Source organism: Proteus sp. LHD240705 (assembly GCF_047921555.1).
GTDB lineage: Bacteria > Pseudomonadota > Gammaproteobacteria > Enterobacterales > Enterobacteriaceae > Proteus.
Map to the genome: position 1 here is coordinate 376,402 of NZ_JBLRMI010000004.1, position 20,603 is coordinate 397,004.

Genomic DNA, 20,603 nt, shown 5'->3' on the forward strand with positions numbered 1-20,603 from the left:
TGATTCGGGTAGCTGAGCGTAGCCAATACCTCTGCAACTTGAAGGATGAGGAGTATAAAAAACCCACCACATCATTATGTAAATAATAAGATGCTTGATTTAATTTATTTCGTGCGCAAAAAGCAGATTAATTAAAATACCTTGCTATATTGCATGGCCATTAACGTTGCTCTTTATAATGAATGTCACTTACTTGACGTAAATTATTCGCGGCTTGTTCTGGCGTTAGATCTCTTTGCGATTCTGCCAGCATTTCATATCCCACCATAAATTTACGCACAGTGGCTGAACGTAATAATGGCGGATAATAAAGCGCATGTAATTGCCAATGATCGATATTTCTATCATCTTTAAAAGAAGGCGCAAAATGCCATCCCATTGAATAAGGGAAAGAACAGTGGAATAAATTATCATAACGACTTGTTAATTTTTTCATTGCAATAGCAAGATCATCTCGCTGAGCACTATTTAATTCACTCATTCTTCGAATATGCGCTTTAGGTAATAACATCGTTTCATAAGGCCAAGAAGCCCAATAAGGTACTACCGCCAGCCAATGCTCAGTTTCAACTACGGTACGACTTGCATCTTTACATTCAGCATCGACATAATCGATTAATAGATTGCGCCCGTATTTTTCAAAATAAGCTTTTAATTGCGCATCTTTTCGCGCTAATTCATTAGGTAAAAAATCACTCGCCCAAATTTGCCCATGAGGATGAGGTTGAGAACATCCCATCGTTTCGCCTTTATTCTCAAATACTTGAACCCAAAGATATTCTTTGCTGAGTTCTTCTATTTGATTATCCCAAGTATCAACGATTTTACGTAAGCTACTGACGGATAATTCAGGAATAGTTTTTCCATGATCAGGTGAGAAACAGACAACTCGACTAATTCCTCTTACTGCTTGAGTTTGAAATAAAGGATTTGATGAAGGCTCAATATGATATTCGTCTTGCAACAACGCAGAATGGTCATTATTAAAGACATACGTTCCTGTGTAATCTGGATTTTTATCGCCAGAGACACGGGTGTTATTTGGACACAAATAACAGTGAGGATCATAAGAGGGAAGTGTCGCAATCTGAGGCTTTTCATCTTTGCCATTCCAAGGTCGTTTCGCTCTATGTGGTGAAACTAAAATCCACTGGCCAGTTAGCGGATTATAACGACGATGAGGATGTTCAACAGGATCAAAAATCAGTTTCGACATAGCCTTCTCTCTTATTTATTCAAGATTATCTGAATACTTTACGTCTTATTTCAGATAACCATTTGGGTTTTGTAACTGCCAACGCCAAGCATCCGCAGCCATATCATCAATTGAACGAATGGCTTTCCAGTGTAAATCTTTCTCTGCTTTTGCAGGGCTTGACCAACATTCTGCAATATCACCAGGACGACGAGCTTGTAATTGATAAGGAATAGGTTTACCGCTAGCTTTACGAAATGCTTCAATCATTTCAATCACGCTAGTACCGTTACCTGTTCCCAAATTATAAATATGTAAGCCCGCTTTTTTACCTAATGCATTTAATGCTGCGATATGACCATCTGCCAGATCCATAACATGGATATAATCACGAACACCGGTACCGTCTTTTGTTGAGTAATCATCGCCAAAAACAGCCACTTGTTCACGACGACCAATTGCCACTTGAGCAATATAAGGGGTTAAGTTATTTGGAATACCTTTAGGATCTTCCCCCATCGTACCTGATGGATGCGCCCCTACTGGGTTAAAATAACGCAACAAACTAATAGACCAACTTTCATCAGCAATAAATAAGTCAGATAAAATGCGCTCAACCATATATTTACTGGTGCCATAAGGGTTAGTCGTGCCCCCTACTGGCGAATCTTCAGTGATAGGAACCGCTTGCGGATCACCATAAACAGTTGCAGATGAGCTAAAAATAATGCTTTTTACGCCCGCATCACGCATACAACGTACGAGCACCAATGTGCCATTAACATTGTTGTCATAATATTCAATTGGCTTCTGGACGGATTCACCAACCGCTTTTAATCCCGCGAAATGAATAACAGACTGAATAGAATGCTTAGCAAAAATTGATGCTAATAGCTGCTCATCACGAATATCACCGTTATAAAACAGAGGGCGTTTACCTGTTAGGGCTTCAACACGATTAAGTACTTCTTCATTCGCATTGCTAAGATTATCGTAAATAATCGGTGTCATGCCTGCTTCAATCATTTGTACGCAAGTATGACTACCGATATATCCCATACCACCTGTCACTAATATTTCCACATTCACCTCTTTTGATTCAAAGGAAAAGCGCAAGACGGTTTCTGTTCACTGACACAGAGTTTAGCAAGATCAACAAAATCATTTCGTGATCAAACCGACATTTAGTGTAAACGTTTACACTCTTTTTGTGCGCTTTAAATTTTTATACAACATCCTAATTTAGAATTGTATTACAGTAATTCAATAGAATAAGTAACACTATATCTCGCCTTAACACTAAAAATAACACACATTAAAAGTAAACGATTACATCTCATTTAATGCGCTAATTATATGATAAAACTGACATTCAATGGGTTTTATCATACCTTATTAACTTCCTCGCTAATATGTTTAAGCGTAGTAAGAACACTCTCAATAATTCTACGAAAAGTGAGCCTACACTACATCTACTTGAGTAAATGCTATAAACATCTTATTAAATAGATATTCTAATGATTAAATAGATATTCTAAATAATTCAAGGCACAGCTAGGCGACAAGTAAATGAGTCGCTAGGAGCATACATTAGTATGTGACTAGTGCGAATGAACGCAGTCAACAACGCTGTGGTTTGAAGTATGTGACTAATGCGAGTGAACCAAGTCAACAACGCTGTGGTTTGAAGTATGACGAGTATATAAGGAAAATATAATGAAACCGATTGTCGTGCTATATCAAGATCTTCCTGAAAAACTGTACAAAAAATTAGCTGATTTTGCTGATATCAAACAATTTAAAACGCTCTCTTTAGACTCTAATGACTTTCGTTCAGCACTTGCCAATGCCTCTGGATTACTAGGTGCTGGTGGCAACATCGATGAAAATTTTATTAACCAAGCACCTCATTTAAAAGCCGTTTCAACGGTTTCTGTTGGCTATGACAATGTTGACGTTAATGCACTCACTAAACGTAATATTAAACTAATGCATACTCCAACCGTATTAACAGACACCGTCGCAGATACCATGATGGGATTAGTACTTGCCGTAGCAAGACGCATTCCTGAACTTGCTGATAATATTAAACAAGGCTTATGGATTAAAGGTATCACACCTGATTGGTATGGTACTGATGTTCATCATAAAACCATGGGTATTATTGGAATGGGGCGAATAGGAAAAGCTTTAGCACAGCGCGCACACTTTGGTTTTAATATGAATATTCTTTATCACTCACGTACAGAATATACAGAAGTAAATGATAAATTTACTGCAAAGCATTGCACTTTAGAGACCTTATTACAGCAATCTGATTTCGTCTGTATCACGTTACCATTAACACCAGAAACGCATCATTTAATGGGACAGAAACAATTTTCGATGATGAAACCTGACGCTTATTTAATTAATGCAGGGCGCGGAGCTGTGGTGGACGAATTGGCACTAATCCATGCATTAGAACAAAAAGAGATCGCAGGTGCTGGACTTGATGTTTTTGAAAAAGAACCTCTATCTTCATCTTCACCTTTATTAACGATGAAGAATGTCGTTGCTGTTCCACATATAGGCTCTGCAACAAAAGAGACTCGCTATGCGATGGCTGAATGCGCAGTAGATAATCTGATTGCGGCGCTAAGTGATCACGTAAAAGAAAACTGCGTCAATTTCTAAAATAGTAAATAGCGTTTTTTTAGATACAAAAAAAGGTAATGAAAATCTATCATTACCTTTTTTATTAGATGTGCAAATCAGTTTAAGCAGGATCAACGTGAGCCATCACACTCAAGATCTGTTTATTTTGCAAAACCTTATTACGTGCATTAACAACAATCTCGTGACTTTCATTAACGGTGAGATCACCTTTAATTTCAAGATGTACATCTACGAGTAAATAATCACCTGAACGACGCGTCTTTAAATCATGAACGCCTTGCACGCCTGGTGTTGAAACCAGCATCTGTTTAATCTCTTCCAGCGTCTCTTTATCAGCCCCTCTGTCCATTAAATCCTGTAGAGCTTGATAAGTAAAACGCCATCCCATACGACCGACAAATAATCCGACAATTAATGCTGCTAATGGGTCAAAAAATTTAAATCCAGCCAAACTTCCGATAATACCAATTGCAACAACTAATGAAGAAGCTGCATCAGAACGCGCATGCCAAGCATTTGCGACTAACATATTTGAGTCCACTTTTTTTGCAACAGCAAGCATATAGCGAAATAATCCTTCTTTAGCAGCTAATGCAAGTAAAGCCACATATAAAGCAACACTATGAACTTCAGGAATAGTAGAGGGATCTAAAATTTTATGAATGGCAGAAAACACCATTCCTAAACCAACAATTAATAAAATCGTCCCAAGAATAAGTGATGCCGCATTTTCATAACGAAAATGCCCATAAGGATGATCAGCATCAGGTTGTTTCTGACTACCTTTATTGGCAATTAAAACAACAAAGTCAGCAATAAGATCAGAGAGTGAGTGAATGCCATCGGCAATTAAACCTTGAGAGTGTGAAAAAAAGCCCACTGTAATTTGCCAAATGGATAAAATGATATTGACAAAAACACTCACTAACGTGCTTTTCTTAGCTGCCTTAAATTTTTCAGACTGCTTATTATCAGCCCGATCCAACTCAATATCATCAATGTGATTATGTGTCATAATAATAATCTTATTTGGTTTTAAATAGCCTACTCTATTGCCATAAATAAATAGAGTTCCATAGGTTATTTCAGGTTCCATAACTCATTGGTGAGGATAAAGGACGACTCTGAATAACAATCCAGTTTAGGGACTAAGATTGCTGTCCAGACATCATATTGAGATGTCATTGTCTATTAATATGCCATATTTAAATCTTTCTGTCTCTTATTTTTATCAATAAAATCTTATAGATACAGAACAATAATATAATTGATAATCATTCTTTTATGCATTTTCTATTTTTAATGAGAAAAAGAGAAATTTATTTTTAACATGACATTATTAATTGCTTCCCTGTCAACGAGTTAAGGTATATAACTTATTTTCATTATATTGTTAATATTATTTCAGCCTGTTTTTAATTTTTAATGCTTAATAATGTAAAGTAGTAAATAATCATTCTCACTCTTATTTAAAACACAGATCACAGCTATTTTTTACTATTAGGCGATAATGGTAAATATTTTAAACTAACGCTAAGTGAGGTTTGTAATGTATAAGAAAATCCTAGTTCCCATTGATATTTTAGAAGATGAACTTTCTCAGGAACTAATCGCTCACATTGAACAAATAGCAAAGGTGGGTAAACCTGAGATCCACTTCCTCACCGTTATTCCTAATGCTGAACTTTTCTTTGGTATCGAGTTTGCTGCTATTCCTGAAAAATTCAAAGACTCGTCAGAACGTACTCGTCTTGCTTTTGTTGCACTACAAGACATGATTAAAGATGCAAAAATTCCTGATGAGCAAATTATATGTAATGTTGGTGTTGGTAACGCAAAAGATGAAATTTTAGAATATGCCCGCCACATTGATGCTGATTTAATTGCGATTGCGTCACATAGACCTAATGTTTCCTCTTATTTATTAGGCTCAACAGCATCATCAATTGTACGCCATGCCAAAATGTCAGTTTTAGTTATACGCTAATATTTAGCTTAAATAACAACAAAGCCCTTTATCTCAACAACAAAGGGCTTTTTAGCAAATGATGGTTTATTTTAAATCAGGTTGACTGTTATTTTTTAACTGAATCTTGAGTAGTCTCAGCCGCTGACCAAATACGATATTTCACATCAACATCTTTTGGTGCATAAACAACGATAGGTAATTTGCTGTTATAGCGGATAAAGGCATCTGATCCTATATTTGCCTGTACAAAGGCATCTTTTTTCGTATTGTCAGCACATCCCATCATTGTTGACATTGGACCATTTAAATCGCCAACAACATAATAGCTATAACCCCAACCTTCTAAATTCTTTTCATCTAAATCCGCACCAAACCACTGATGGTTGCAATCTACTTTAAGTTCTTTACCAATAATTAATTCAACTTGGTAATTGCTTTCATTATCTTTTTTCTCTAATTCGATAACATGACGAACTTGATTTTCTTGAGCCTTAGGATAAGGTGCAACTTTATCTAAACTGTCAGTAGCTTGTGCACACGCAGATAAAGACATTGCTGCTACTAAAGATAATATTACTTTGTTCATCACTCTCTCCATTTTTACAGCGAACACTTCGCCGTTAACAAAATTAGTCAGATGTTTTTATTGCTCATTATCTGAATACTAATATTTTTAGTGATTGAATGCTAACATCTTAGTAAATAGTACTATGAGTGGATAATTCTGAATGTTTTAAAAAGAAAAATCACGTTTTTTCATGAAATGTAAATTTGTGATACATCACCGTGCAGATAAGCTATCTATGATTATACTGAAATAGAGACCCAATTTCTTTTCATAGGAGGTTATATGTTCTCAGATCAACAAGCCCTTGTTTCTCAATTAAGAAATAGTGATCACCGCTTTGAAGCTCTCTACGATAAACATCATCGACTCGATCAAGAAATTGCTAAATTAGAAGGCCCTAACGGAGCTGGCTATAACGATGAAGTTGCCAAACTAAAAAAAGAAAAGCTTCATCTTAAAGATGAAATGCAAAAAATACTTCAACGAAGTGAAAAATAAGGCTCTTTTTAAGCGATGATAATCTGTCATCGCTTTTTATGATTAAAAACAAAGATACTACCCCATAAAGATGCATAATTAATGTATCTTTTATTTTTTAGGGGCTCAATATGTCATCAATACATGGTCATGAAGTTTTGCAAATGATCCTTTCTTCAGAGACTGCATTTACTAAAACATCGCTAATTGATGCTATCCATAAACAATTCGGCAATGACTCACGTTTTCATACTTGTTCAGCTGAAAATATGACAGCGACTGAATTAGTTGATTTCTTAGAAAGGAAAGGTAAATTTATTCCAGCAGAAGGTGGATTTACAACGAGTGAAAATAAGATTTGTCATCATTGATAGATATACAGTTTTAAAGCTCGATTGCCAGTGATTTCCTTTTCTATGTCATTGGCTTTTTATATAAACAAATAAAAAGCCAATTCGTTCTGACAATCGTAATTACTTTATTTACTACATTTTATTCATCGTCTGTTTGCAACCAGCCATCATCTTCCCAAACACTTTGAATAAGTTCCATTATGTGTTCATGCTTAGTTTCATCTTTTATGCCTGTAACTTGAATCGAATTCATGCTACTAAAGGCGATACGAAACTGCATATCTGGATATTCTGGAATGATCTTTTTTCTCAGTTCGTGTTCTAAGAGCGGAAATAATGAGTCGGTTATCTTAGATTGTTTATTAAATAAAATTTCCACACGCATTGGTTTCACCATTTAAAGGCAAATAAACTGTATATAAATACAGTAGTATATTCTAAGAAAAAAGAAAAGTCTTTTTAGTAAAATTTTTATTATTACGCATTAAATAATATTTTAGCGTCTCTATCTGCTTAATGATAAGATGCATAATAAATGCAACATACAGCTAAGAGAGAAAGGTATGTCAGGAAAAAGAATAAATCGTGAAAAAAAAACCATTCAAAAAATGGTTCACCTTTATGCTCATTCACATCCTGAAGCTGACTCAGATTATTATCAACAATTAATCAATTATTCCTATAACCGATTAGATAAATGTCGTTATGGTGAAGATAAACCCGCTTGTAAACAATGCCCTATTCATTGTTACCAACCAGCAAAACGAGAAACGATGAAACAAATCATGCGTTGGGCTGGTCCACGAATGTTAATTTATCATCCAATCTTAGCAATACGCCATCTTATTGACGATAAAAAACCTGTTCCTCCACTTCCTGAAAAAAAACGCACTATTCGTTCGACTGAAAAGTAAAGTCGGATTTCTTCAAGCGGTATAAAACATGCTCAGCGAGAGGATGGGTTTTATCTAATGCTGGATGAAAGAAATTATCAGACTGATGCATACCTAGTTTTTGCATTACACCTTGAGATGGAAGGTTTGAAACTGCGGTAAAAGCAACAACTTCCTCTAACTCCAAAGTCTCAAAAGCAAATTTAAATACAGCTAAAGCCGCTTCATAAGTATAACCTTTTCGCCAAAACTTTTTCGCAATACGCCAACCAATCTCTATGCAGGGATTAAATGGCAAAGGCGCGGCTGGAATATTTAATCCAACAAAACCAATAAACTCTTGAGTCTCTTTTAATTCAACTGCCCACATTCCCCATCCATTTTGTTGAACAAATTTTTCACGGATAACCTCAACCATATTATCACTTTCTAATTGAGATAAAGTGCAAGGAAAATAGCGCATCACTTCAGGTGAAGAGTTGATTTCAGAAAAAAATGGCGCTTTATCACTCTCACGCCATTCTCTTAGGTGTAGTCTGGGAGTATCTAAATTCATCGTTATTCTCTGTTTATATAAAATTAAGACAATAGCGATAAAATAGGATAAACAACGAACAATGAAAAGAAAAATGGTACTTTATTTTTTGTTTTCTTTTAGTTGGTTTTCTACTGGAGCAACAACTTTATCTTTATTTGCATTAGCGCTTTCTTTTATTGAAACAACGCGTTGTTGAGCAACTGATTTTGCTTGATGTTCAACTTGCTCTGATTGCCCAGTAAATATACCGCCACGCTTAATAGACATACTGCCACAACGGCTCGTACCACGTAATTCACCATGCTCTAAGATATCTAGGTTATTAGCAGCACAAATTCCTTTTACAAAACCGTCAATAATAATATCTGGTGCTGTTAATTCGCCTTCAACTTGCCCCGCATGCATAACACGAATAACGCCATCTTTGACATTAATATTACCAGCTACTTTCCCCCAAATTTGGATATCGCCTTCAACATTAATATCGCCTTGGAATACCGTTCCTTTTGCAATAATCGTGTATAGTTTTTGCTCTGGCATCGGTTTTTTCTCTTCTGTTATTACTGGTGCAACAGGCTCTGCTGCTTTTGGTGTTTCAGTTTTACGACTAAACATAGCGGCTTTTTTTAACCTCAACGTCATATAATAAATAATAATGCTAAAAATTAGGATTAGAATAATCAAAAATTCGCCTGCCATCTGATAACGCCAAAAAGCAATTAAGGCAAGAGTCCAAATTATCCATATCCCGCTGAATATAATATTTCGCAGTGTTCGCTTATTCTCCATAATTAGCTATATCCTTACCTCCCTGACAATAAATACACTTATGCATTCACCATTCTAATAAACAGATGGCAAGCATAATGCCAGCAATAAGCCTATTATTACCTTTTAGTTTTTTGATTTGTTCCTTAGGCTAAAAAATATTTAATTAAACACAAAGATTATCTATTTTAATCACCAAACTTTAATGTAAATAAATTATGAGTAGCAAACACTTATCTAGACAAATATTTCGCATTAAAAATTAACATTTTATACTTATATTCTTTTTTATAAAAATATTGTTCAAAAATATTTATTTTAAAACCGCAGAACAATCTAATTTTTCAAAAATAAAAATATGAGACATCAGTCACAGTAAAAATAGAAATGAAAAATCACCAAGAAAAAATTAGATTTAAATGTGAGATTTGTGTTTATTTTTTGTTAAAACTAATCTTTATTTATCTATTTTTATAACTTATGTTAATATAACAGGGAAAACTAGTTTTCTTTTTTAGTTTTAACTTTCATTTTATGAACTTTATCTTTTCAAATAAAACACAACAATAAAATAACAAAACAACCACAATAAAAAAACAATGATTATACCTATCTTTTAAATGCATCTATTATTTATTTACACTGTAAAGAAAACTAAGTAAGAATAACTCCATGTTATATATAAACTTTAACACTTGAAAAAATAAGTGTAAATTATTGATTACACAAATGCACTTACCATTCTTTATGGTCTCAAATAAAAATTTTTTCTTATTTAATTTTCTTTTGCAATTTATACCAAACCCCATTAAATTAACAAAATGACTTATCTTAAATTAGCAAAACAAAATGCAGTGTCTAATATCTAAAAAAAAACATCATCAAATTAAAGAAAATAGTCTCCTTTTTATTTTTAATAGCACTCAATAATAAAGAAGTGTTTTTATAAATGTACTTATATTTATCATTATAAAAATACAGTGATACTCATATAATAATTTTTGGGCGAATTATGAATACAATGCAATGTGACAAAAATAATCAAAACAATTGTGCGATTCAAAAAAAATCTTTTTTCTATCCACAATATCAAATACTAGAAAATGAACAAAAAGCTCTCTTCCTTATTCGGAAAAATGCACTTATTTTGCAAAACTGTACGGATACAATCACAGCAAACCAAGATCAAGTTCTTTTTTTACAACAGGGCAATTACACATTAAAAACACAAGGCGCCGATCCTGTAGAGATTATTGCGATACCCCTTTCAGATGATTTCTTAAGAGATTTCATGTCAAAATACAACGATATTTTGTGTAATATAGAAAGGGATGAAGAATTTTCTAGTGCCTTTATTTGTTTTCAAAACTCTCCTCTTATTCACTTTTGTAGCAATGGTTTTGAATATCTCACCGCCCAATCCTGCCCTGAAGCGTTCACACGGTTACGAATTGAAGAGCTTTTAATTCTGTTACTGTCAACGGAACAAGGTTCAGATTTAATGGCATTATTGCGTCAACTCAGTCATCGCCAAGTTGATCGCTTGAAAATATTTATGGAAAAAAACCATTTAAAAAGTTGGAAGCTAAAACAATTTGCCCGTGAATTTGGTATGGGGTTAACAACATTTAAAGAGCTTTTTAACCACGTCTATGGCACATCACCAAGAACATGGATCTGCGAAAGAAGAATTATTTACGCACATCAACTATTGCTGACTACTGAAATGAGTATTGTTGATATTTCAATGGAGTCAGGCTTTTCAAGCCAATCTTACTTTACACAAAGTTACCATCGTCGTTTTAATATGACACCAAGTAAAGCGAGAAACATCAGATTAAAATTATAAAAAATCCGACCGAATATCATAATATCTAAAAGTCATTCATAGTTAGAATACTTGAAATTTATTCTTATGAGTGAGTTCTATATCGTGATCAAAGAAAATAAACATACCCCACAAGCCCATTATTATGACTATTTAGCTTTACTAAAAAAAATGATGGCAACCAGTGATAAAAAAACTGTAGATGATTTGTTTGATCTACAGTTTTCTTTGCAGTCTAATAAAAACGGCGACACTGAATGTGATGTTAATGCACATCAGATAAAAATATTATCTCGAGTATTATGTCGTGAAAGCTTAGACAATTTATTGCAATCCACTTGGTTTTTACGAAAAAAATACTGTTTTGTTGATATCACTAAAGAAGAAATTCGTGATGTTGTTGGCTTAGCAAGTTCATTTCATACGCAACAAGCAAATTCTACGTTAACCCCAATGGATTGGGATAAATCATTGAGAGCTACTGTCAATATCAATGAACATATGCGCTTAATTCAAGCTGTTATAAAGCCTCTATTTATTTGGTGGGTTCAGCATCTTGCCCCTCAACTATTCACACTTTATAAAACTAAAAGAGAGCTAGAGTCTCAAATTAAGCAGTGTGAAAATATTAAGTCATTCGAAAGAAAACAGCTATCAAATACAAGTGATTCTTTTTTATCTTTAGATGACATTAATATCAAACTAAATTCAGATAAAGTCCGACTCATTGTGATTAATGATCTACTACAAAAAGATATTAAGTTACTTTTAGAGAATTGGAAAAATGAACCAGTATTTAATTTTGAAATAAATAACACACTAGATTACATCCAAGGTGTAACACCACGTTCAGAATTGATAAAACCGCTATGGAAGATTTTAAACAGTATTCCAAAAAATCCTGAAAATTGTCAAAATTTAAAAATTTGGTTATTAGAAAGAGATCTTTGCTTAAAGAACGATGAATTTTTATGGCGATAATAAAATTTCAGCTCTTCTCTAAATAAAAAGAGAAGAGCTGATGTTAACTTTTAATTATTCTATTTAATATCTAAGATCTCAATTGTAACGATAGACATGGACTCTGGAGGCACTTGCCCTGGAACACCATTTTTCCCATAACCACCACCTGGTTTTATATAAATTTTAGCTTTACCATTGATACCTGCTTTGGCAATAAAGGTATTCAATGGTAGTGGTAATTGGCGATAAGGTAAAATAAGAGGCTTAGCTTTATCATAATTAAGCGTCACAGTACCATCCATTAGCTCTTCATGCATAGTAAATACAACTGTTTTGCCCGCAATTGATGTAACGGGTTTACCCTGTTTTAAAATTTTAAAATAGGTATTGTCGTCATATTGTACGTAATTCTGTTTTTGGATCTCAGATAAAATGGATTTATTACGCTGGGCATTATCTTTTCCAATAATCGAATAAGCATAAGCAAGTTGTCCTGCAATCATTTGCCCTTCGCCCGCCATTTTCTCAAGCTGCTCTTTTAGCGTTTTATTTTCTTTTAAAATATTACTAGTATCTGTATTAACTTTCGCTAATTCAGCATCTTTTGCTTTAATTTGCTCATTTAATTTAGCAATAGATTCTGTTTGCTGTTGCTTTAATGTACTAATTTGCTGTGTACTTTCTGTATTTTGTTTTTCTAATTGTACTTTCGCTTCAGCTAATTGAGCGCTCAATTTATCTGTCGTATTTTGCTTTTCAGAGAGTTGTTTTTCTAGCAATGCTAACGTTTTCTCACTTTCTGTTTTGCTCGTGGTGACTTGAGCTAATGCGATATTATTCTCTTTAAATTGTGTATCTAATGTTTGATATTTATTCGATAGCTCACTTTGCGCTTTCTCTAACTTAGCTATCAGATTATTTTTATCAGTAATTAAACTATCAACGGCTTTTTCACCCGCAGATAAGCTCTTTTTCAGATCAGCTAATTCAGTTATTTTATTATCTAACTGTAATTTTAATTCTGGAATTGCTTTTAGTTTTTCATCTGCCTGCTCTTTTTGTTGCTGGACAGCTAAAAGCGTTTTATTAAGTTGAGTTTGTTCCTGATTATTTTTTTCAACCTGTGTTTGTAATTGTGCTATTTCTTTACGTTGTTCCTCAACAAGTTTGCTATTAGCATCTTGTTGCTTTTCTGCTTCTGCCACTTTTAATGCAAGTTCTTTAGATAAATCTTCACGTTCTGACGTGATCTTCAATAATGTGCTTTGTAATTTATCTATCTCTTTTTTCGCAGAGTCATCTTTTAGCAAAAGTTGAGCCTGTGCAAATTGAGTCTGCACATCTTCTTTCTCTTTCTTTATTGTTGCTAATTGATTTTGTACATCTGTGAGTTGTTTCGTTAATTTATCTTGCTCAGTCGTTATTGTTGATAACGAATTTTCTAATGTTGCTATCTCTTTATTTTTTGCTGCTTCTAAATTAGCTAATTCTTGTTCTTTTTGCTCATTGTTACTATTTAGCAATTGCTGAGATTCGACATACTGAGCTTGTATAGCTTCTTTTTCTTGTTCAATTTTAGCGAGTAGTGTCTGCTTTTCATTTAATTGGCTAATTAACTTCTCTTGCTCTAATTTTATGCTTTCAAGTGAACTTTGTAATTTATCAATCTCTTTTTTGGCGCTATCATCTTTTAACAGAGCCTGAGCCTGTTGATACTGAGATTCTAATTGCTCTTTGTCTTGCTCAAGCTGAGTATATTTCGCCTCTAAGCTTTTAAGTATCCCTGCTTGTTTTTCAAAATCTTGTTGCTGTTTTGCTAATTCTGTATTTTTTACTGTTGTAGCCTGTAATACGTTCTCTTTTTCAGCTAATTGCTTAACTAATAAGTCACGCTCTTTTTTTATTGTTTCCAAATCACTTTGTAGCTTGGAAACAGCTTGTTTTAACGTGTCATCAGTAAGTAAGTTATTCGCCGTAGCTAATTTTTCTTCTGTTTCAGCCAGCGTCAATTCGAGTTGTTTAATTTGGTTATTGGCATTTTGAAGTTTTTCCAAATGCTCTTTTGTTATAGCTGCCTGTTCAGTGTATTTTTGATACAACGTTTGGTATTTATTTCTCGTATCAGCTAAACGATTTAATAGCTCTTTATTAAAAAGAGGTTGTTTATGATCGAGTACAGAGCGATTGAACTGATATGCAAAGTGAAAAGGGATGGCCGTAACAGAATAAAATGTTCCTGGAATAATATCTAACAAGAAGTTGTCATTACGTTGAGGCCTTGTATAACTCTCTTTTGAATAAAGAGCTAACGGGTTATAAACCGTTACATTATTTCGGTAGCTATAACGATTAAGATCCTCTGGTGTAAATTGTGGTTTAATCGGAACAAATGAAAGCAACGGCGTTAAATAACGAGTGTAATCACTCTTTAATTTTGAATAACTGGCGGGTAACACAGGGCAATTTTCTGCCAGCGTGATATCAGGAGTCTTAACAGGTTCGACTGCCTGATTATCTATTTTAGCTGGCGTAGAAGGTTTAACTCGTTGCTCTGGTTTTGTTTGTTGAGTCGCTGTTGTGGTGCGGTTTACTCCACGATTAGCCTGACCAGCTCTCGTTGACGATGAAATTGTAGCAGATGTTTTAGGCTCAATTTTAATTGGCTCTTGCGTTTCAAAATAACGGTCAAAATCTTCAATAACAGAATTAAACTCATTATTGGCAAACGATAGTGTTGGAAACAGCATAAAAGCGAGACAAACACTCTGCTTTAATTTCATAGTAATTATTCACCTAATTTTTTTAATGTCGAATTAACTGACATAATCGACAAATAGCGAACTTTTGCACATAAAACTTCTGTTTTTGATTCAATACTCATTTTCAATAAATCTAAGCTATCTTTACTTGCTGTACCTTGAACACTACGGTACATCGCATTGATTTCGCTAATTTCTTTAAATGAACTCATCATGGATTGATAGTCAGATGGAGAAAAAGTTTTCAAAGAATCAAGTTGTTTAATGCAAGCACTTTGTGGTGCTAGCCCCAATTTTCTTGCATCTACGCCACTATCAGCAGGCTCTGCTGCAGGTGCCATAGAAAGCGGTTGTGCAACAGCCACTGGTTGAGTAGTTGCTACAGGCTGTGTGGTTTGTGTTGGCGCTGGCGTTTCAATTGGACGAGTGTGATCAGTCCACGCACACCCAGATAGGGCGAGGACGCTGGTTGCCATAAATACAGCGAGGACATTCTTTTTATTTTGTAATAAGGACATCATTTTTCCTTAATTCCGATCAGACTTAAATAAGAGCATATGAGTTGTCGCATTTTAAGCCATTTTATTATAATTTTCTATTACCTACTGTATACTAAATAAATAGGCTAACACCCTTGGTTGCAATGAGTGTTCCTATCATTTCATTTATTTTTTCTTAAAACACTACTTACATCACACTAAATACATCAAATATTGAATATCGGATTTATTTAGTAAAAATGTTGTCATATAAACTGATCGTTTTTTATATTGATGGAATAATACCAGATAATAATAAAAATAATAATACTAATTTTATCATTTATTTACGTAATTTACGTGTAAAAAATACCCTTATATTTTGTTGCTGTTTTTTAATACCGAGATAAAATCAAAAAATGAATATCTAATATCGGTATTGATATTCATTTTATCCTTCCAAATAGGAGAACTAAGATGAGTCATTTTAAAATTGGTATCGTTGTCGGTAGTTTAAGAAAAGATTCGTTTAATAGACAAACAGCACATGCTTTAATTAAGTTATTTCCTCAAGAATTTACCTGTCAGTTTATCGATATTAGTGCTCTTCCTCTCTATAACCAAGATGATGACAGTCATACCCCTTCTTCTGTTATCGATTTCAAACAACAAATAAAAGCGTGCCAAGGTATCATCTTTGTCACACCAGAATATAACCGCTCAATACCTGGTGTACTTAAAAATGCGATTGACCAAGCTTCTCGCCCTTATGGAACGAATGCTTGGAATGAAATTCCAGCCGGTATTATTGGTGTTTCAATTGGTAATATTAGTACGGCAATAGCTCAACAGCATTTACGTAATTCATTAGCCTTCTTAAATATGCCGACGCTAAATCAACCTGAATGTTATCTAAAATGGTATGACGGAATGGTTGAGAATGGGCAGTTTTCAGAGAAAACAGCAACTTTTATGCAAAACTGGGTTGATGCCTACGTGGCTTTTGTGAAGCAAAATAATCAATAATCAAATAGACTAAAAAGAGCTTTATGTGAAAAACATAAGCTCTTTTTTTGAACATCAAAGTTAATTTAATTTATTTGGTTATAATATCTCTACTGACAAATAAAAGTTTTAACATTTTATAGATAAAAAGTGATAATAATCTTGCTCACTTCAACATTTAATAACAAAAGACAAAAATAGATTATCTTTAAGAGATATACTTTATTATTACAATTAAAAACTGTTTGTTATATAACCAAAAATAAAGTGATTTAAATAGAATCGGGCTTGAGATCAAATTTAATCATTTATCTTATTCGTTCTAAAGTCAGAAAATATCAATAGACTTCAATCTACTACCACATATAAAACTTAAAATTTGATAATTATTTTTAATAATTTATATTAGGTAAGAACGTTAGCCATAATGTGCGATACATATCTAAATAATATGCTTCTATAATTGTGATAAACAAAAAAATTATCTATATTATTCATCCATTAAATACTGGCAGGTAAGTCATGGATAAAAATTTAAAAGAAATTGAATGTGAAATCGCTGCTCTAAAAATTGTTATCAAATCTTTACTTTCCACGCTAAATGATAAACAACGAAGAGATATGTTGGGCAATATATCTATAGTGCTTGAGGATACATCTAACAAATACCCTCAGCTTAATGAAGTTATTAACTTAACTGAGCAATATGTGAAAAAGCTTATTCAAACCTAATGAAAACGATATTTTCTATTGCTATTAAATTTATCCCCTAATTCTTATAGGGTACTAATAGTATCCTATTGATTATTTTGTATAGGATATACTGTGATTTTTCTTTCATTCACACAACGCTAAGTTAAATTTACTGAGTGTCTATTTCCTACATCTCAAATATCCTCACAGTTACTGTTCTAACGAAAAATGCGATAAAGTTGTATATTCTTTTATCAATTTAATTTTTTCTTGGATTTAAATAAACAATTAATTAATATAAAAATAATTTATCACACAGCAATAAATTGTCGTTCTTTTGAGGATCTTATGGAAAAAAAAGTTGTCAATATAGAGTATGAAATTGCAGCAGTAAAAGTAGTTCTAAAAGCCTTGTTATTGACTTTGACAGATAAACAAAAAGAAATAGTGATCCACGATATAAATAAGACCATCAATGATGCTTATATCGATCATCCTCAATACCAAAATATTATAAGCAAGACCGAACAGTATATAAAAAAAATACTCTAAACATTAAAGCTACATTCTTCATCGCCCTCTCTATTATTATTTATATTAGAGAGGATTTATATCTATATCTTTAAAAATCAAATCGATTTAAACTTTAACATAATCACTGATTGATTATGAAAGTTGAAATAAAAAGTACTTTTTAATTGATTGAGTATAAACGAAATAATATTATTATTTATGGCTCACTTAATTTGAATAATGATTTTCTGTTCCTTATGAAAAAAATTATAAACCATTACTGTTTCAATACTCGAACAATGATTAAGTTAAACTTATTTCTAATTTTAAATAAAAGCACGAATAATAAGAATTTAAACTTTAGATTTATTATGTTTATGCGTCTAAAGAGTAAAAACTTACCACCTTAGACACACTTTATGAATATTCTCTATATCAACGATGAGCAAGATTGAATTTTTGTACCGATAACTGTAATTCTTCGGTTTGTCTTTCTAATGAAATAGCTGCCGCTGAAACTTGTTCAACTAAAGAAGCATTCTGTTGTGTTACACCATCCATTTGAGTAATAGCTACACTCACTTGACCAATACCTTTACTTTGCTCTTCAGATGCAATAGTGATTTCTTTCATTATTGACGTTACCTGCTTAACTCCCATCAAAATGTCTTCCATCGTGTTTTCCATATCACTCACTAATTTTGCACCTTTTTTTACACGCGCAGTGGAATCAGCAATAAGGACTTCAATCTCTTTAGCTGCTTTGGCACTATCTCCTGCTAAATTACGCACTTCATTAGCGACAACCATAAATCCTCGACCATGAGCCCCTGCTCTTGCCGCTTCCACTGACGCATTTAAGGCGAGTATATTTGTTTGAAACGCAATGTTGTTAATGACATTGATGATATCTGCAATCTTACTTGAACTATTAGATATCCCGTCCATTGTTGTCACAACAGATTCAGCTAATTCATTGCCTTTTTCAACAGTCACTGATGCAACTTCAGCCAACTCTCTCGCTTGATAAGCGTGTTCCATATTCTGGTTAACGGCAGCTGTTATCTCTTCCATACTTGCTGCTGTTTGCTCTAATGCTGTTGCTTGCTCTTCTGTACGAGAAGCTAAATCGTTATTCCCTTTGGCTATTTCAGATGCGCCACGATAAATACTATCACTTCCCATTCGGATCGTACTTACCGCTTCATGCAAACTATTTTGCATATCATTTAATAACGGTATTAATCGCCCAGCACAGTTATTACCAAAAGGTTCTAGTGACTGACTCAGATCACCTTCTGTAATTTTCACAAAATGTTGGCGAATATTTTCGAGTGGTTTTTGTAACATAGCGACTAAATAACGATCAGTGAGGAGCAGAATAATTCCTCCTAAAATGACACTAATAATAATAACAATTTGTGTCACCTCAATAAGGTTATCCACTTCTTCAATCGTACTATCAATTTTTATATTTGCGGCATTATTAAAGTTTTCACTTACATTACCTAATTCGCGACTCAACGCAGGTGTTACATTTTTTGCATGATGTACATATTGCTCGATAGTGCCATTGAGCGCTAATTCCATCTGCTTTTTTACGCCTTGTTCAAAAAGTGCTTGCCATACGTCCATTAGTTCTTTTGATACTTTTTCATCCATCGGCCCTGGAGAAACAGATTTCATATACGTGATCTGTTTTTCCATATTTTCCATCGCCAATTGTACTTGTGTAAAATCGACGTCTTTGCCTTCTGCTTTTTCCTCAACGAGACGATTTAATCGAGAAGTGAATCGAAAATACTGATCATTTCCCTGACTGAGTGCAGCCATTTGTTTTATTATTTGATTATCAGATTGATTACCTTTGGATATTTGCTCTAGCGCCCATGCGCTATAAAGACTGACACCGCCAAATAGCACACATAAAGTCCCCAGTATGACTAACATCATCAGACGAATAGTAATGTTACGAAGTTTCCGCATCGAATTTCTCAACTAACAAGATAAAGTAAGCCCAATAGGGCGTAATGTACTTTTATCGACACTTTTTCAATTTATTTTAATTTTTTACTAAAGTTTTTTATAAATTGGTTTTTTATTTTCTATACATAAAAAGAGTTAGATGAAGGAAGCAAAAATGTTACTTATCTATCATTTTTTATAATTTGACATGAGAATAACAAATTCATTTAAAATCAACAAACTATAAAATTAGTGACTTGAAAAACAAATAAGAAGTATTAAAGAGATAAAAGGATAATTGAAGGGGAAAATAAGGTTTGGAATATTCTTAAATTAGCTAAAAGTAGAGCAAGGATAGAATGACGCAATTAACTTTCAATCAACGTAAACAAATCAATAAACATAATTGGGTGATCTGCACTCTTATTTTCTTCAGTATCAAGCAATTCCATTCCCTTTTTAGAATAAAATTCCATAGCACTTTTTTTAGCATCTGTTATCAAAAACCTACATCCAACCATAGGACGAATATCATCCAGTGACATTAACAATGCATATTCAAAAAGCATTGAACCAATTCCTGAAGTCCGATTATTAGAATCAACAGCTAAACGTGCGATTTTAACAGCTGGTAAAAATTCATATGAACTAGCACGAACACAATCACCTAAATCATATTCTTTAAGGTTAACCTGACTACAAGTTAATGTAATGTAGCCTAGTATTTTAAAAGGAAAAGTGTCGATAGGCTTATTTTTGTCTTCTCGCATATTGTCATCAGCTACAATATATGTTTGAGCGATACAACCATCTTGGAATAATAAGGCATCTTTTTGAATGAAAGATTTTAGCGGTTGATATTCTTTTGAACCACCACTAAAATTTTTATGTTTATGATATTGATTTAAAGGAAGGATGATTAGGTTAGGTTAGGTTAGGTTAGGTTAGGTTAGGTTAGGTTAGGTTAGGTTAGGTTAGG

21 protein-coding genes are annotated in these 20,603 nt (G+C 33.4%); 10 read left to right on the forward strand and 11 right to left on the reverse strand.

From position 1 onward, the window contains the following. Positions 1-160: 160 nt before the first annotated feature. Positions 161-1,216, reverse strand: coding sequence for a UDP-glucose--hexose-1-phosphate uridylyltransferase (locus ACNART_RS10795; RefSeq protein ID WP_198620783.1), 1,056 nt, complete (start codon positions 1,214-1,216; stop codon positions 161-163). Between the two features lie 45 nt (positions 1,217-1,261). Further along, positions 1,262-2,278: a UDP-glucose 4-epimerase GalE gene (gene galE / locus ACNART_RS10800; protein ID WP_368927669.1), complete on the reverse strand. Its 1,017-nt coding sequence runs from the start codon at positions 2,276-2,278 to the stop codon at positions 1,262-1,264. A 633-nt stretch (positions 2,279-2,911) separates the two neighbouring features. Between galE and ghrB the strand changes: the two genes are divergently transcribed. Next, entirely contained in the window at positions 2,912-3,871 is a 960-nt protein-coding gene (gene ghrB / locus ACNART_RS10805) for a glyoxylate/hydroxypyruvate reductase GhrB (RefSeq protein ID WP_198620785.1), read from the forward strand. An 82-nt stretch (positions 3,872-3,953) separates the two neighbouring features. On the opposite strand, the gene ACNART_RS10810 is transcribed toward ghrB, so the two are convergent. After that, positions 3,954-4,868: a cation diffusion facilitator family transporter gene (locus ACNART_RS10810; protein WP_109371479.1), complete on the reverse strand. Its 915-nt coding sequence runs from the start codon at positions 4,866-4,868 to the stop codon at positions 3,954-3,956. Between the two features lie 534 nt (positions 4,869-5,402). On the opposite strand from ACNART_RS10810, the gene ACNART_RS10815 reads away from it, so the two are divergent. Then, a complete protein-coding gene (locus ACNART_RS10815; RefSeq protein ID WP_151435692.1) occupies positions 5,403-5,840 on the forward strand; it encodes a universal stress protein in 438 nt (145 codons plus the stop codon). Between the two features lie 88 nt (positions 5,841-5,928). Here the strand turns inward: ACNART_RS10815 and eco are convergent, their stop codons facing one another. Continuing rightward, positions 5,929-6,420 carry a serine protease inhibitor ecotin gene (gene eco / locus ACNART_RS10820; protein WP_255311068.1) on the reverse strand — a complete coding sequence of 164 codons (492 nt, stop codon included), beginning with the start codon at positions 6,418-6,420 and terminating at the stop codon, positions 5,929-5,931. 252 nt (positions 6,421-6,672) lie between these two features. Between eco and ACNART_RS10825 the strand changes: the two genes are divergently transcribed. Then, positions 6,673-6,888: a DUF465 domain-containing protein gene (locus ACNART_RS10825; protein WP_416303592.1), complete on the forward strand. Its 216-nt coding sequence runs from the start codon at positions 6,673-6,675 to the stop codon at positions 6,886-6,888. Positions 6,889-6,998: 110 nt separating this feature from the next. After that, on the forward strand, positions 6,999-7,238 hold the full coding sequence (locus tag ACNART_RS10830) for a YecH family metal-binding protein (protein ID WP_023581559.1): 240 nt from the start codon (positions 6,999-7,001) through the stop codon (positions 7,236-7,238). A 121-nt stretch (positions 7,239-7,359) separates the two neighbouring features. On the opposite strand, the gene ACNART_RS10835 is transcribed toward ACNART_RS10830, so the two are convergent. Next, a complete protein-coding gene (locus ACNART_RS10835) occupies positions 7,360-7,605 on the reverse strand; it encodes a DinI-like family protein (RefSeq protein WP_036934877.1) in 246 nt (81 codons plus the stop codon). 178 nt (positions 7,606-7,783) lie between these two features. On the opposite strand from ACNART_RS10835, the gene ACNART_RS10840 reads away from it, so the two are divergent. Next, a complete protein-coding gene (locus ACNART_RS10840; RefSeq protein ID WP_098942243.1) occupies positions 7,784-8,134 on the forward strand; it encodes a nitrous oxide-stimulated promoter family protein in 351 nt (116 codons plus the stop codon). On the opposite strand, the gene ACNART_RS10845 is transcribed toward ACNART_RS10840, so the two are convergent. Beyond that, positions 8,112-8,669, reverse strand: a complete 558-nt coding sequence (locus ACNART_RS10845) for a GNAT family N-acetyltransferase (RefSeq protein ID WP_109371044.1) — start codon at positions 8,667-8,669, stop codon at positions 8,112-8,114. The two genes, ACNART_RS10840 and ACNART_RS10845, sit on opposite strands and share 23 nt — an antisense overlap. 81 nt (positions 8,670-8,750) lie before the next feature. After that, the gene (locus ACNART_RS10850; protein WP_232797515.1) at positions 8,751-9,266 is read right to left on the reverse strand and encodes a bactofilin family protein; all 516 of its coding nucleotides are present in this window, start codon (positions 9,264-9,266) and stop codon (positions 8,751-8,753) included. 1,165 nt (positions 9,267-10,431) lie between these two features. Here ACNART_RS10850 and ACNART_RS10855 point away from each other — a divergent pair. Together ACNART_RS10855 and ACNART_RS10860 are read left to right on the forward strand one after the other, a co-directional pair. Next, positions 10,432-11,268 carry a helix-turn-helix transcriptional regulator gene (locus ACNART_RS10855; RefSeq protein ID WP_198620787.1) on the forward strand — a complete coding sequence of 279 codons (837 nt, stop codon included), beginning with the start codon at positions 10,432-10,434 and terminating at the stop codon, positions 11,266-11,268. A gap of 84 nt (positions 11,269-11,352) precedes the next feature. Continuing rightward, the gene (locus ACNART_RS10860) at positions 11,353-12,228 is read left to right on the forward strand and encodes a T3SS regulon anti-activator ExsD domain-containing protein (RefSeq protein ID WP_311747757.1); all 876 of its coding nucleotides are present in this window, start codon (positions 11,353-11,355) and stop codon (positions 12,226-12,228) included. A 59-nt stretch (positions 12,229-12,287) separates the two neighbouring features. Here ACNART_RS10860 and ACNART_RS10865 read toward each other — a convergent pair whose 3' ends face one another. Together ACNART_RS10865 and ACNART_RS10870 are read right to left on the reverse strand one after the other, a co-directional pair. Further along, positions 12,288-14,990: a sugar transporter gene (locus ACNART_RS10865; protein WP_416303593.1), complete on the reverse strand. Its 2,703-nt coding sequence runs from the start codon at positions 14,988-14,990 to the stop codon at positions 12,288-12,290. Positions 14,991-14,995: 5 nt separating this feature from the next. Further along, positions 14,996-15,487, reverse strand: a complete 492-nt coding sequence (locus tag ACNART_RS10870; protein ID WP_232797516.1) for a hypothetical protein — start codon at positions 15,485-15,487, stop codon at positions 14,996-14,998. A gap of 438 nt (positions 15,488-15,925) precedes the next feature. Between ACNART_RS10870 and ACNART_RS10875 the strand changes: the two genes are divergently transcribed. From ACNART_RS10875 to ACNART_RS10885, 3 genes are all read left to right on the forward strand, one after another. Further along, a complete protein-coding gene (locus tag ACNART_RS10875; RefSeq protein WP_198620791.1) occupies positions 15,926-16,474 on the forward strand; it encodes an NADPH-dependent FMN reductase in 549 nt (182 codons plus the stop codon). Positions 16,475-16,975: 501 nt separating this feature from the next. After that, positions 16,976-17,185 (forward strand): sigma-S stabilization anti-adapter protein IraP, encoded by a 210-nt coding sequence (locus ACNART_RS10880; protein ID WP_109371058.1) that lies wholly within the window; start codon positions 16,976-16,978, stop codon positions 17,183-17,185. Between the two features lie 309 nt (positions 17,186-17,494). After that, a complete protein-coding gene (locus ACNART_RS10885; protein WP_198620792.1) occupies positions 17,495-17,698 on the forward strand; it encodes a hypothetical protein in 204 nt (67 codons plus the stop codon). Positions 17,699-18,094: 396 nt separating this feature from the next. Here ACNART_RS10885 and ACNART_RS10890 read toward each other — a convergent pair whose 3' ends face one another. Continuing rightward, positions 18,095-19,645, reverse strand: coding sequence for a methyl-accepting chemotaxis protein (locus ACNART_RS10890; protein WP_198620793.1), 1,551 nt, complete (start codon positions 19,643-19,645; stop codon positions 18,095-18,097). Positions 19,646-19,992: 347 nt separating this feature from the next. Beyond that, positions 19,993-20,394 (reverse strand): GNAT family N-acetyltransferase, encoded by a 402-nt coding sequence (locus ACNART_RS10895; RefSeq protein WP_232797517.1) that lies wholly within the window; start codon positions 20,392-20,394, stop codon positions 19,993-19,995. Positions 20,395-20,603 lie beyond the last annotated feature (209 nt).